At 69.6% G+C, this 12681-nt stretch carries 15 protein-coding genes; 8 read left to right on the top strand and 7 right to left on the bottom strand.

Features of this window, described 5'->3' with window-relative positions; genetic code table 11:
- Positions 1 to 438: a DUF4189 domain-containing protein gene (locus tag ACWELJ_RS14845; protein ID WP_452366696.1), complete on the top strand. Its 438-nt coding sequence runs from the start codon at positions 1 to 3 to the stop codon at positions 436 to 438.
- A 22-nt stretch (positions 439 to 460) separates the two neighbouring features.
- Here ACWELJ_RS14845 and ACWELJ_RS14840 read toward each other — a convergent pair whose 3' ends face one another.
- The 3 genes from ACWELJ_RS14840 to ACWELJ_RS14830 all read right to left on the bottom strand — a co-directional run bounded on the left by ACWELJ_RS14840 (position 461) and on the right by ACWELJ_RS14830 (position 1824).
- Positions 461 to 829 (bottom strand): DUF5313 family protein, encoded by a 369-nt coding sequence (locus ACWELJ_RS14840; RefSeq protein WP_452366695.1) that lies wholly within the window; start codon positions 827 to 829, stop codon positions 461 to 463.
- Positions 826 to 1311, bottom strand: coding sequence for a MarR family winged helix-turn-helix transcriptional regulator (locus ACWELJ_RS14835; protein WP_452366694.1), 486 nt, complete (start codon positions 1309 to 1311; stop codon positions 826 to 828). The genes ACWELJ_RS14840 and ACWELJ_RS14835 overlap by 4 nt, the downstream gene beginning before the upstream one ends.
- Positions 1312 to 1401: 90 nt before the next feature.
- Positions 1402 to 1824, bottom strand: coding sequence for a nuclear transport factor 2 family protein (locus ACWELJ_RS14830; protein ID WP_452366693.1), 423 nt, complete (start codon positions 1822 to 1824; stop codon positions 1402 to 1404).
- An 84-nt stretch (positions 1825 to 1908) separates the two neighbouring features.
- Between ACWELJ_RS14830 and ACWELJ_RS14825 the strand changes: the two genes are divergently transcribed.
- The 3 genes from ACWELJ_RS14825 to ACWELJ_RS14815 all read left to right on the top strand — a co-directional run bounded on the left by ACWELJ_RS14825 (position 1909) and on the right by ACWELJ_RS14815 (position 5263).
- Positions 1909 to 2466, top strand: coding sequence for a TetR/AcrR family transcriptional regulator (locus tag ACWELJ_RS14825; protein ID WP_452366692.1), 558 nt, complete (start codon positions 1909 to 1911; stop codon positions 2464 to 2466).
- A gap of 276 nt (positions 2467 to 2742) precedes the next feature.
- Positions 2743 to 3966: a glutamate ABC transporter substrate-binding protein gene (locus ACWELJ_RS14820; RefSeq protein WP_452366691.1), complete on the top strand. Its 1224-nt coding sequence runs from the start codon at positions 2743 to 2745 to the stop codon at positions 3964 to 3966.
- 73 nt (positions 3967 to 4039) lie between these two features.
- Positions 4040 to 5263: an RtcB family protein gene (locus ACWELJ_RS14815; RefSeq protein ID WP_452366690.1), complete on the top strand. Its 1224-nt coding sequence runs from the start codon at positions 4040 to 4042 to the stop codon at positions 5261 to 5263.
- Positions 5264 to 5287: 24 nt separating this feature from the next.
- Here the strand turns inward: ACWELJ_RS14815 and ACWELJ_RS14810 are convergent, their stop codons facing one another.
- Positions 5288 to 5767, bottom strand: a complete 480-nt coding sequence (locus ACWELJ_RS14810; RefSeq protein ID WP_452366689.1) for a hypothetical protein — start codon at positions 5765 to 5767, stop codon at positions 5288 to 5290.
- 492 nt (positions 5768 to 6259) lie between these two features.
- Here ACWELJ_RS14810 and ACWELJ_RS14805 point away from each other — a divergent pair, with 492 nt between their 5' ends.
- Together ACWELJ_RS14805 and ACWELJ_RS14800 are read left to right on the top strand one after the other, a co-directional pair.
- Complete coding sequence (locus ACWELJ_RS14805) at positions 6260 to 8323, top strand: RecQ family ATP-dependent DNA helicase (protein WP_452366723.1); 2064 nt, start codon at positions 6260 to 6262, stop codon at positions 8321 to 8323.
- A 36-nt stretch (positions 8324 to 8359) separates the two neighbouring features.
- Entirely contained in the window at positions 8360 to 8539 is a 180-nt protein-coding gene (locus tag ACWELJ_RS14800; RefSeq protein WP_452366688.1) for a hypothetical protein, read from the top strand.
- Positions 8540 to 8544: 5 nt separating this feature from the next.
- Here the strand turns inward: ACWELJ_RS14800 and ACWELJ_RS14795 are convergent, their stop codons facing one another.
- Positions 8545 to 9030, bottom strand: coding sequence for a MarR family winged helix-turn-helix transcriptional regulator (locus tag ACWELJ_RS14795; protein ID WP_452366687.1), 486 nt, complete (start codon positions 9028 to 9030; stop codon positions 8545 to 8547).
- A 92-nt stretch (positions 9031 to 9122) separates the two neighbouring features.
- Here ACWELJ_RS14795 and ACWELJ_RS14790 point away from each other — a divergent pair, with 92 nt between their 5' ends.
- The gene (locus ACWELJ_RS14790) at positions 9123 to 9962 is read left to right on the top strand and encodes an SDR family oxidoreductase (RefSeq protein ID WP_452366686.1); all 840 of its coding nucleotides are present in this window, start codon (positions 9123 to 9125) and stop codon (positions 9960 to 9962) included.
- A gap of 170 nt (positions 9963 to 10132) precedes the next feature.
- A complete protein-coding gene (locus tag ACWELJ_RS14785) occupies positions 10133 to 11230 on the top strand; it encodes a methyltransferase (protein WP_452366685.1) in 1098 nt (365 codons plus the stop codon).
- 132 nt (positions 11231 to 11362) lie between these two features.
- Here ACWELJ_RS14785 and ACWELJ_RS14780 read toward each other — a convergent pair whose 3' ends face one another.
- Positions 11363 to 11854, bottom strand: coding sequence for a DUF4254 domain-containing protein (locus ACWELJ_RS14780; protein ID WP_452366684.1), 492 nt, complete (start codon positions 11852 to 11854; stop codon positions 11363 to 11365).
- A 457-nt stretch (positions 11855 to 12311) separates the two neighbouring features.
- The coding region (locus ACWELJ_RS14775) for a PUA domain-containing protein (RefSeq protein ID WP_452366683.1) at positions 12312 to 12681 on the bottom strand (370 nt) is incomplete at its 5' end.

Here is a 12681-nt window from a genome sequence, read left to right as displayed (position 1 = left end):
TTGCCGGTTGCACGCCTCACCCCGGTCACCGGAGCGGCCACCCTCACCGCGGCCCTGGCCCTGGCCACGTCGGGCCTGGCCCTGGCGGGCGGCGCCGACGCCGCGCCCCAGTACTACGGCACCCTCGCGCTGTCCCGCCTGAAGAACACCGCGGTCACCGGCACCGACGCGAATCGGGTCGTCGCCGACGCCGCCGCCATCCGCGACTGCGCCAGCTACGACTGCGAGATCGTGCTGCGCTTCACCGACGGCTGCGGCGCGGTCGCCCAGGGCGCGGACGGCACCTGGGGCTGGGCCGTCGGCCCCAGCCTCGGCGAGGCCGAGCAGAACGCGGTCGCCGGACTCGGCCAGAGCGCTCCCCCGTTCCCCGACCTGGGCAGCGCCCAGCCCCGCGCGGCCCGGGTGGCCGCCAGCGCCTGCACCGAAAACGCTCGGTAGCAACCGCTTTCGGACATCGGTGTCAGTGCGGGTACTGGGCCTCGTAGGCGGCCCGCTCCGCGGCACGCCGCGCGGCCCGGGCCGGGCTTTCCAGATCCTCGGGGAAACCGTGCTTCACCAACCGGTGGGCACGGTTCATCGGCATGTAGGCCACGATGTAGAACAGCGCCAGCAGTAGGCCGAGCAGGATCACCGAGAGCTGTAGCCACAGCTCGCCCGGCAGCAGGAACGCCAGGGCGAACACCGGCAGCAGCGGCACCAGCTGGCGCAGGATGTGCCGCGGCACCGCCCACGAACCGGTGAGGTCGTTGCGCACCCACTCGCGCAACTCGCCGGGCAGCACCCGGCCGAACGCGTAGGCCAGCCACTGAACAGGGTTGGGGCGCTTCATTTCCGGTGTCCCTTCGTCGATCCGGTGCGGTCGGTCTCCAGCGAAACCGACTGCCGCGCCGCGGCATTCACCCGGTTCAGCACATCGCGCAGTTCCTCGAGATCCGCCAGGCTCACCCCCAGCCGCGCCACCACGGCCGGGGGAATCCGCTCCGCCTCGGTGCGCAGTTCGCGGCCGGCGTCGGTCAGATCCACGACCAGGTTGCGTTCGTCGTGACTGTCGCGCCGGCGGGTGATGAGCCCGGCCGCCTCCAGCCGCTTGAGCAGCGGCGACAGCGTGGGCGAGTCGAGCTGAATGGCCTCGCCGATGTCCTTGACCGACATCGGCGCCTCACCCCACAGCGCCAGCATCACCAAATACTGCGGATGCGTCAGGCCCATCGGTTCCAGCAGGGGCCGATACACCGCCAGCACCGACCGGTTCGCCACCGCCAGCGCGAAACACACCTGGCGGTCCAGCCGCAGCGGGTCGTCGACCTCCACCGTTCCGCCCTCCTCCGTCGTCTTCGTTAGGGCAATAATAGTTAATGCATTAACTGTTCGTCGACGACTCGGTGGGTAATCGCCGTCACATCACTCCCGCAGCACCCGCATGGCCACGATCCGGCCGGTGTCCATGTAGTCGCGGAACAAAGCGACCTGGCCGTTCTCGACCCGGATCACATTGACCGACGTCCGCACCCACGTACGTTCGGCGCCGGGACGGGTGATATCGACATCGATCTCGGTGATGAGCGTCGCGGGATCGGCGGTCTCGTGGATCACCGGACGGATGGCGTGAATCTCGATGCCGGACATGCCCGACCACCGCTGCGCGAGGTACGCGCGGATCCGCTCGCGGCCCTCGATCCGGGACGGTTCGCCCGGAATCACGAACGGCATCTCGAAGACGACATCCGGGGCGAGCAGCGCGGCGAACCGATCCGCGTCCCGCGCGGGCAAGGCGTCGAAGAGTCGAATCACGAGTTCACGAGGGGTTTCGAGGGACGTGGTCATGAGTATCTCCTAAACGGAACGTTGAACCCGCTTAATAATCGGGGCGCACGCCCCGCTTGTCAACGGCTGGGTAGGCTGTCGGACGTGACGGACAGACCCCTGCGCGCCGACGCCCGCCGCAATCGCGAGCGGGTCCTGGCCGCGGCCCAGGAAGCCTTTGCCGCCGAGGGCATCTCGGTGCCGCTCGACGAGATCGCACGGCGGGCAGGCGTCGGGGCCGGCACGGTGTACCGCCACTTCCCCACCAAGGAGGCGCTTTTCGAGGCCGCCATCCTCGATCAGGTCGAGAAGATCACCGCGCACGCGCGCGCCCTGACCGCGGCCGCGGACCCCGGCCCGGTGTTCTTCGAGTTCCTCGCGATGATGGTGCTCGAGGGCGGGGTCAAACGGGACCTGGCCGACGCGCTGCGCTCCGGGGGCGGCGAATATCCGCGCACGGTGTCCCACGATCTGAAAGAGGCGCTGGCAATACTGCTTTCCCGCGCCCAGGACGCCGGCGCCGTGCGGCCCGAGATCAGCGTCGACGATCTGCTGACCATCATCAAGGGGGTATTCCTCGCCGTCCACGAGGCCGGAGCCGCACCGGGATTGCACGAGCGCACCTTCGCCGTGATCGCGGATGGATTGCGCGCGAACCGCTGACCCGCACGCGAACCCTGCACAGCACTGTCTCGGCCCTGCGAAGCGGACTCGCTGTACTCCACCGATGGCTGCCGCGCGGGGATCGTCGTCGACGAGAACCTCGGCGACCGTCGCAATCCCGAGACGATGGTCGCTGAAATATTGCGGAATTAACTGAACCATGGGCGAATCGCGCCCATGGTTCCGCAATGTCCGCGTGTTTTTCCGACTCTGATGCTTGGATGCTCCATGTGCTGACCAATTGCCGCAGGAGCTGACACCAGGAGATCAGATTCGATGAAGCGTGCGATCCGCGCCGTCGCCGTCACCGCCTGTCTAGCCTTGGCAGGCTGCGGCAATAGTCCGAAACCTGACGACGCGCCGCCACCGCCGCCCCCGCGGACGCTCACCATCGGCATCGCATTCGATCAACCCGGTCTTTCGGTCAAGGGCCTCGACGGCAGACCGCGCGGGTTCGACATCGATGTCGCGACCTATATCGCCGGGAAGCTGGGCGTCACACCCGAGCACATCACCTGGCGCGAGGCCCGCGCCGACCAGCGCGAAACCCTGTTGAGCTCCGGCACCGTCGATTTCGTCGTCGCCTCGTACGCCATCACCGCCGCCCGCCGGCAGCTGGTCTCCTTCGCCGGGCCCTACCTGCTGGCCGGGCAGGACCTGCTGGTGCGGCAGAGCGAACGCGGCATCGACCAGCCCGAGGACCTGGACGGCCGCACCGTCTGCACCGCCGAGGGTTCCACCTCCGCCGACAAGATCCGCCGCAGCTTCGCCCGATTCGTCCGCCTCACCACCCGCGACACCTACCCGCAGTGCGTGGCCGACCTGATCAGCGGCACCGTCGACGCCGTCACCACCGACGACGTCATCCTCGCCGGCTACGCCGACGAACACCCCGGCACGCTGCGGCTGTCCGGGCATCGGTTCACCCGCGAACGCTACGGCGTCGGGGTACGCAAAGGCGATATCGAATTACAGGGCCGCATCACCGCGATCATCCGCATGATGATCGAGGACGGGAGCTGGCGGCGCGCACTGGAAAAACACCTCACGGCCGCCAGTTACAAACCGCTGCCGGCGCCCGCCGTATTCAATGCCCCCGACCGCAGTGTCGAACCCGGCGACCCCGCCACCCTCGATCCCGAATTGGTGCACGCCGCCAAAGCCGTCGCCGCCACCTCCAATGCCCGTGACTGGGAAGGATTCCGCTCGCTGGTCTGCCCCGAGAACGCCGACGCCATCGACGAAATAGTCTTCCAATACACCCCGCAATACGACAAAACCCTGGGCCCGGAAATACGCAACGCCGGTTACACCAACACCGTCACCGGCGTCACCCAATCCGATCCGAACTCCGCCACCTTCGCATTCCACGAAACCTTCACCAACCTGCCCGAGAAATACCGGCACTACTTCAAGGACATCGACTACACCGGCGCCATGGTCCGGCGCGACGGCGCCTGGAAGCTGTGCGGCCTCACCGCCGACTTCGTCGAACCCTGACCGCGAAATAATGCGATGCGCCGGGACCGGCGGCGCGCCTACCGTGAAAGGCAGTCGAAGAAAGGACTGTCCGATGTTTCCCGTCGAGCTGCGCGGTACCCGAGCGCAGACGCTCATGTGGGCCCACGAGCATGAAGTCGGCGCGGCCGCGCTCCAGCAGCTGCGCGATATCTCGCAACTGAAATGGGTGTACGGCGTCCGCGTGATGCCGGACGTGCACCTGGGCAAGGGCGCGACGGTCGGATCGGTCATCGCCATGCAGGACGCGGTCGCCCCCGCGGCCGTCGGGGTGGACATCGGGTGCGGCATGGAGGCGGTGCTCACCTCGCTGACCGCGGCCGACCTGCCCGACAACCTGCACTCGCTGCGGTCCCGCATCGAGGCGGCGCTACCGGTCGGCTTCGCGGCGCACCGCGAACCGGTGGACGTGAACCGCCTGAACGCCGAGGTCTTCGGCCAGCGCGCCGCGGGCACCACCATGCGAGCCGGCTGGGAGCGGTTCTGGAAGGGCTTCGATACGCTGGATCCGATCGTGCGGCCCCGGGAATCCAAGGCCCACAACCAGATGGGAACCCTGGGCGGCGGCAATCACTTCCAGGAGCTGTGCGTCGACACCGAGGATCGGGTGTGGATCCTGCTGCACTCCGGAAGCCGCAATATCGGCAACGAGATCGCGCAGCGGCACATGGCCGTCGCCCGCGAGCTGCCGCACAACCAGGACCTCCCGCACCGCGACCTGTCCGTATTCCTCTCCGGCACGCCGGAAATGGACGCCTACCGACGCGACCTGACCTGGGCCCAGGAGTACGCGGCCCGCAACCGGGCCGTCATCCTGGCGCTGGTCTGCAAGGCCGTGCGCGATGAATTCGACGGGCTGGAAGTGCGTTTCGACGAACCCATCTCCTGCCACCACAACTATGTGGCAGAAGAGATCATCGACGGGATGCCCATGCTGGTCACCCGCAAGGGCGCGGTCCGGGCGGGCGCGGGCGACCTCGCGCTGATCCCCGGTTCGATGGGCACGCGGTCGTATGTGGTTCGGGGCAAGGGAAATCCGGCCTCGTTCCAGTCGGCCTCGCACGGCGCGGGACGGCGGATGAGCCGCAACGCGGCCAAGAAGCAGTTCACGGTGGCCGACCTGGTCAAGCAGACCGAGGGGGTCGAGTCCCGCAAGGACGCCGGGGTGATCGACGAGATTCCCGCGGCGTACAAGGACATCGACCAGGTCATCGCGGCCCAGTCGGATCTGGTGGACGTGGTCGCCACGCTGCGGCAGGTCCTGTGCGTGAAGGGCTGAGTGCTGTGTGAAGGGCTGGCCGGGTCAGCGGCGGCGGAACGTCGCCGCTACACCCGCCCCCACCAGCAGGATGCCCACGATGAGCGGGAATCCGGTCTGCAGCCACTGATACAGCGCGACATGCATCTCAGCGGACAGCGGTAGATCGCCGATCAGCCGGAAGGTGTCGTCCGGGAAGATGAAATGGATGATCCCGGGCAGCACGCCCCACACCAGCCCGGCCACGATGGTGCCCGCCGGGGAATAGGCGGCCAGCGCCGCCACCAGCAGGAAAAGCGCTGCGGCCAGCAGGATCTGAACGGTCGAGCCGACGCGGTCGGCAAAATCCCCCAGGATCGTCCACTGTCTGGTCCCGGCCGCGCCGCGGGCGGCCAGAGCGATCCCGACGGGGGTGATCAGCAACCCCGTCAGCATGCCGGCCACCGTGCGCGACACCGTGCCGCTGCTACGGAACTGCGCCCCGGGCGGAGTCCACCCCGCGGGCGACGGAAACTTCTCCGGCATATGCGTCTCCCTGCGCGCCCCCGGACGCCCTTCGTGCCCGGAACCCTATTGTCCGTCCGCGCAGCGGATTCCGCGCGATCTTGACGGCACCGCAGTCAAGGCGGGTTCCGGCGGTGTCTCACCCGCGCAAAGCTTGTCCGATTGGGAGTATTTGCACCTTTGTCTCGGGAGCCCGATCGGCTGCCGCGCAGTGATCCGTGCCATGCCCGCGCACAGGCCAGCGGCGGATACGCGCGGCGAGCGGAAGGGCACGAAACCGCTCGCATGCCCTCGACCGGCCAGCGCTGCGTCGCGGACGGGTGGCACGGTCGGCCGACGCGGCCTGTTCCCAGCGGCCGGACGCGGCTCAGGGGTGCGAAGTCGGTCGAAGAACCGGACGGCGGGCGTGGGGTGTCGGTGCGGTGAGGCACGATGGTCGGCGTGACCTCAGCCGATCCGAACCTCCCCGACCTCGAGTTCGTCGATACCGCCGCGCAGCCCGGCGCGGGTGGCTTGCGCGAGGACGCGGAGCGGCTGCTGCGGGAGCTGGCCGGGCCGGCGGCGCGGCTGCGGGAGGACCAGTGGGTCGCGATCGAGGCGCTGGTGGTGCAGCGGCGGCGGGCGCTGGTGGTGCAGCGCACCGGGTGGGGCAAGTCGGCGGTGTACTTCATCTCCGCGAAGCTGCTGCGGGCGCAGGGGCGAGGGCCGACGGTGATCGTGTCGCCGCTGCTGGCGTTGATGCGCAATCAGGTGGCCTCGGCCGAGCGGGCGGGAGTGGTCGCGGCGACCATCAATTCGGGCAACGTCACCGAATGGGACGAGATTCACGCGCGGGTGGCCGCCGGTGACGTCGACGTGCTGCTGGTGAGCCCGGAGCGGTTGAACAATCCGGACTTCCGGGATTCGGTGCTGCCCAAGCTGGCCGCCGACGCCGGGCTGGTGGTGATCGACGAGGCGCACTGCGTGTCGGACTGGGGGCATGACTTCCGGCCCGACTATCGCCGGATCCGCACGCTCATCGCCGATCTCGGCTCGGAGGTGCCGGTGCTGGCCACCACGGCCACCGCCAACGATCGGGTGGTGACCGATGTGGCGACCCAGATCGGCACGGACACGCTGGTGCTGCGCGGCAGCCTGGATCGGGAATCGCTGCACCTGTCGGTGGTGCGCATTCCCGACGCGGTCCAGCGCACGGCCTGGCTCAGCAAACGGCTGCACGAGCTGCCCGGGTCGGGCATCGTCTACGCCCTCACCGTGGCCGCGGCGCACGATCTCGCCGACGTGCTGAACTCGCACGGCCACCGGGTCGCCGCCTACACCGGGCAGACCGACCCCACCGAACGCGAAGCGCTCGAGGCGGCCCTGCTGAACAACGAGGTGAAGGCGCTCATCGCCACCTCCGCGCTCGGAATGGGTTTCGACAAGCCCGATCTCGGATTCGTGGTGCACCTGGGCGCACCGTCCTCCCCCATCTCCTACTACCAGCAGGTCGGCCGCGCCGGCCGTGGCACCGAGCGGGCCGAGGTGGTGCTGCTGCCCGGTCACGAGGACCGTCAGATCTGGAGCTACTTCGCCTCGGTGGCCTTCCCGCGCGAGCACATCGTGCGGTCGGTGCTGGCCGCGCTCGACACCGAGCGCCCGCTGTCCACCGCCGCGCTGGAACCGCTGGTCGAGCTCAATCGCTCGCGCCTGGAGATGGTGCTCAAGGTGCTCGATGTGGACGGCGCGGTGCGCCGGGTGCGCGGCGGCTGGCTCGGCACCGGCGAACCCTGGGTCTACGACACCGAACGCTACGAGCGCCTCAGCGTCGCCCGCGAGGCCGAGCAGCAAGCCATGATCGACTACCAGACCACCACCCAGTGCCGGATGACGTTCCTGCGCAGCCAACTCGACGATCCGGGCCTGGTGCTCGGCACCCATTGCGGGCGCTGCGACAACTGCACCGGCGCCACCCAGGACACCGCCGTCGATGACGCCGACCTGGCCGAGATCCGCACCCGCCTGGACCGCCCCGGCATCGACCTGGCGCCCCGCAAGCAGTGGCCCACCGGCCTGGCCAAACTCGGAATCCCCCTGTCCGGCAAGATCACCGACGGCCCCGAGACCGGCCGCGTACTGGGCCGCCTCAGCAATCTCGGCTGGGGCCAGCGCCTACGCCCCCTGCTCGACGGCCCCGACGCCCCCGTCCCCGACGAGGTCTTCCGCGCCTGCACCACCGTGCTGCGCGAATGGGATTGGGCCCGGCGCCCCACCGCTGTCCTGGCCCTGGACTCCGGTACCCGCCCGCTGCTGACCCGTTCCCTGGCCGCGCGGCTCGCCGAGGTCGGCCGCCTCCAGGATCTGGGCGTCCTCGCGCTGCGCCCCGACCTACCACCGGTCTCGGCCGCCAACTCCGCCCACCGCGTGGCAGCGCTCCACAATGCCTGGGAGACACCGGATCTCACCTCCGTGGACGGCCCGATCCTGCTGGTCGACGCCCTCACCGACACCGGCTGGACCTTCACCATGGCCGCCCGCACCCTGCGCGCCGCCGGAGCCGACGCCGTCCTCCCGTTCGCCTTGGCCACCCCTTCCTGACCTTCGGCGTACCGTCGAACGGGGAAGGGAGCGAACATGAGTCAGGGGAACAGCGGGGGCGAAGCGACCGATCCGCGAGCGCGCTGGCGCAAGCTGCCGGCCGAACCCGCCCGGTGGATCGAGGAGGTTGACCGGGAGCATGCGGCCGTCGACTTCGGCCCGGACCATGATCCCGACGGCAAAGCCGCCGCCTACGGGGGAACCGCCGGGCCCTGACACGCTCAGGCGTCCGGGGCGGGCCGCCGGTTCTCGAGATTCTCGATGGCGTCGACGTAGCGCAGCATCAGGCGCGCGAAGTCGAGACGGTCCGCTTCCGGCCATTCGGCGGTGATGTACTCGAAGGCGGCCCGCTGCTGCCCGCGGAAGCGGGTCATGAACTCGAGGCCCTCGGGGCTGAGTTCGAGGACCGCGCGGCGGCCGTCGAGCTGTGAGGGGACGCGCCGCAAGTAACCCGCTTTGATGTTGTCGGTGACCATGCGGCTGGCCACCGAGGGGTCCACACACATGGCGGCGGCGATACCGCCGACGGTCATCTCCCCCGGCTGGTCTTGCCCGCAGCCCAGGACCAGGCCCAGCACCAGGGCGCGGGTGGAGTCCTTGGCGCTGATCGGGTTCTCGACTTGCTGCAGGACACCGCGGCGGAGCTTGCCGAAGGCCGGGCCGATGGCATCCAGCAGCTCGTCGGGGGTGCGGTCGTCCGTCGTCATCCCCATATCGTATCTGCATGCCTATCGGCATCTGCGTGCACAGCAGAATATTCATGTTGACGCGCAACTGTGTGCATGACAGCATGCATTTCATGACAATCCTGGTCACCGGCGCTCGCGGTCAGATCGGCCGCGCCGTCCTCGAAACCCTGCACACCCGCGGCCTCCCGGTCCGCGCGGCCAGCAAGGACCCGTCCGCCCTCGATCTCCCCGCCGGCATCGAGGCCGTCGCCCTGCCCGACGATCTCGAAAGCCTCACCGCCGCACTGAAAGACGTGCGCCAGGTCTTCCTCTACGCCAACCCCGCCGCCGCGAACACCTTCGCGCGGGCGGCTGCGGCCGCCGGGGTCGAGCACGTCGTGCTGCTGTCCTCCTCCGCGGTCGACGACCCGAACGCCGCCGACAACCCCATCGGCGCGAGTCACTTCGCCGTCGAAAAAGCGCTCGCCGCAGCCGATCTCACTACCACCGTGCTGCGCCCCGGCGGCTTCGACAGCAATGCCTTCGGCTGGATCGCCGCGGTCTCGTCCGGCGCGCCCATCGAGCACGCGTACCCGGACGCGGCCCTGGCCATGATCCATCCCCGCGATATCGCCGACATCGCGGTCGCCGCCCTCACTGGCAGCGAATTGCGGGGCCGCACAGTCACGCTCACCGGACCGGAGGCGATCAGCTTCCGCTCCCAGGTCGGCCATATCGCCGCGGCCCTCGGCCGGGACATCCCGATCACCACCATCACCCCCGCCGAGGCCGAGGCGCAGATGTCGCGCACCATGCCGCCCTACATCGTGAGCGCCCTGCTGAACATCTGGGCCCTCACCACCGACACGCCCGAAACCCCGGCCGACACCACCGAGACCCTGCTCGGCATCCCCGCCCGCACCTTCGAACAGTGGGCCCGCGAGAACGCGTCCGCCTTCACCGCCGTCTGAGCGGTAGGGCCGGCCGAGTTCCGCGGGGTTCCCGAACAAGGCGCGCCGAGTTTCCGCGTGAGGCGCGCCGGAGCGTCGGCCGCCGGTCGCGGAAATCGCCGCCCACCTGCGGTGCGGCGCGTAGGATCGGGCGAATCCCGCAGTCGCCGTACGATCCCGGGGAGTTCACCATGGCGTCCGCACCATCGAAGATCCCACCGCTGCCGCTCCTGCGCGCCGTCACCTGGTTGCGGGACAGCCTGGCCGTCCTGCACCGGCGGCTGGTCCCCGGCCACATCGCGCTCCTGGAACTGGGAACGGCCGGATACGTCTCCCAGGCCATCTGCGCGACGGCCGAGCTCGGTATCGCCGACGCGCTGGCCGACGGCCCCAAAACCGCGGCCGAGCTGGCCCGCGCCCTGAACGTGGACGAGGACGCGCTGCGCCGCATGCTGCGCCTGCTGGTCAGCGCGGGCGTCTTCGACCAGCGCCGGGACGGGAGCTACCAGCTGACCGCCGTCTCGCAGCCGCTGCGCACCGATACCGAGGTCACGCTGCGCGATCTGTTCGTCTTCTTCGGCTCCGAACTGCATCGCAAGCATTGGACGCATCTGGCCACCTCGGTCCGGACCGGCGGGTCGCTCTGGCCCGAACTCGAGGGCATGGAGTTCTTCGAGTTCACCGAGCAGCACCCCGAGGCCGGGGAGGTCTTCGACCGGGCCATGACCAGCGTCAGCAGCCTCGCCACCGAACCACTGCAGGCGGCCTTCGACTTCGGGCGCTTCGGCTCGATCGTGGACGTCGGCGGCGGCCGGGGCAGCCTGCTCGTCGACATCCTGCGACGCCATCCGTCCATGCGCGGCACGGTGTTCGACCTGCCGCGCGTGGCCGAGGGCCTCGAAGAGCAGGTACTCGGCCCCGGGCTCACCGGCCGCCTCAGCGTCGAAGCGGGCAGCTTCTTCGACGTCGTGCCCAAAGGCGCGGACGCCTACCTGCTCAAGCACATCATCCACGACTGGAACGACGCGGACGCCGAGCGCATCCTGCGCACCGTGCGCGGCGCCATGGAGTCCGAAGCACGGCTGTTGATCATCGAGATGGTGATGCCCGAGCACCACCGTCCGCACCCGGGCAAGGTCATCGACCTGGAGATGCTGATCCAGACCCGCGGCGGCCGGGAACGGACCCAGAACGAGTTCGGAAACCTGCTGTCCCGCAGCGGTTTCGTGCTCACCGGCGTCACCACGACCGCCGCCCCGGACTGCGTCATCGAGGCGCGCCCGACCTGATCGGCTCGACCGCGACAGTGTGAACGAGGCGCCCGGGTGTGAACGAGGCGCCCGCGGGGCGTGTGCGGCGCAATCCACACGCCCACCGCGGGCTACCTCCTGCCGCCCGGATTCCGTTGTGTCACCGGCGCTTCAGGCGGACCGGCGGATCCGCGGGCCGACAACCCCTGCGGCCCGATCGGTCCAGCCGTCCGCCATCTGCGCCAGCAGGAACCAGGCGGCGTGCACTTCGTCGTCCGACGCGTTCTCGGACGTTCTGAGCAGATACACCGCGCGGACGTGGGCGGCCGCCATGGCATCCACCACGGCCCCGAGGGATTCGGCCCGCGCTGCACCCCTCCGCAGCGCCCGGCTCGCCACCCACTCGTCGATGAACGTGACCAGTTGAGCCCGTAGTTCGTCGATCCCGCCCACGTCCCCGGAAGGAGCGTCGCGCCGCCGCAGGTGCAGTTCGGCCAACGCCCGGGACCAGCGGGTGACCGGGTGGTCCTCGGGCTGATCTCCGATGTGACCGCAGAAGGCGGCCAGCAGTTCGTGCCAGTCGGGCAGCAGCGGGTCGTCGGATCTGGTGTCACGGCCGCTCGCCCGCCACAACGGGGTGTTATCAGGTTGGGGTACGTACATACCTACCTCCACGGGCGGTGCGGGCGCACCCGGAGCCGCGGGCGGCCACCGGACCGCGAGCCCGGCGCGGCAAGGGCGGACCGCGCCGGATCCGGGCAACCGCTATCGGCGAAGGGCACATCTCGATGCGGCACCGGGTGCACCTCCAGCATGAACCGATCGCCGGTCCCGCCCACCGCCCTTCCCCCGCCCTCCCACTGCCCCTGCAGTAGGAGAACGACCGCCCAGTCTGTACGGTTACTTGCCCTCTCCCCCAGCGCAATTCGCCCGTAACCGACGCCTCACCCGCCCGCGCCCGGAGCGCCACCAGATCTTCACCTGAGCCGCGACCGGGGGCGGCGCACCGGAGCTGTACCGCCAAAAGCCTTCACTCGCAGTGGAAACGAGCACCAGGACGGTGAGGTGCGATCAGACCTTTCGGCAGCGCTGCGAGATCACACCTCCGCTGCGCCGTGAACTAGACCTTCACCAGGTCGTCGGCGTGCACCACCGGGCGCTGCATGCTGTCGGGCAGCACCGCCGTGGAACGACCCTTCATCGTCTGCAGCTCATCGCTGTCGTAGGCCGCCACGCCGCGCGCCACCAGCCCGCCGTCCGGGGCGATCAGATCGATCACGTCACCGCCGAAGAAATGCCCGGTCACCTCGGTGATCCCTGCGGCCAGGAGGGAATGGCGACGCTCGGCCACGGCCGCCACCGCACCCGCGTCCAGATGCACCGCGCCCCGTGCGTCGGCGGCGTGCCGGACCCAGAACTTGCGGGCCGACAACCGAACCGGACGCGCCGCGAAGGCCGTGCCCACCGTCGCACCCGACAGCGCCGCCGCC

The organism is Nocardia sp. NPDC004582 (genome assembly GCF_053602115.1).
Note: the sequence above shows the minus strand (reverse complement) of the source record. Positions and strands in the feature narration are given on the sequence as shown.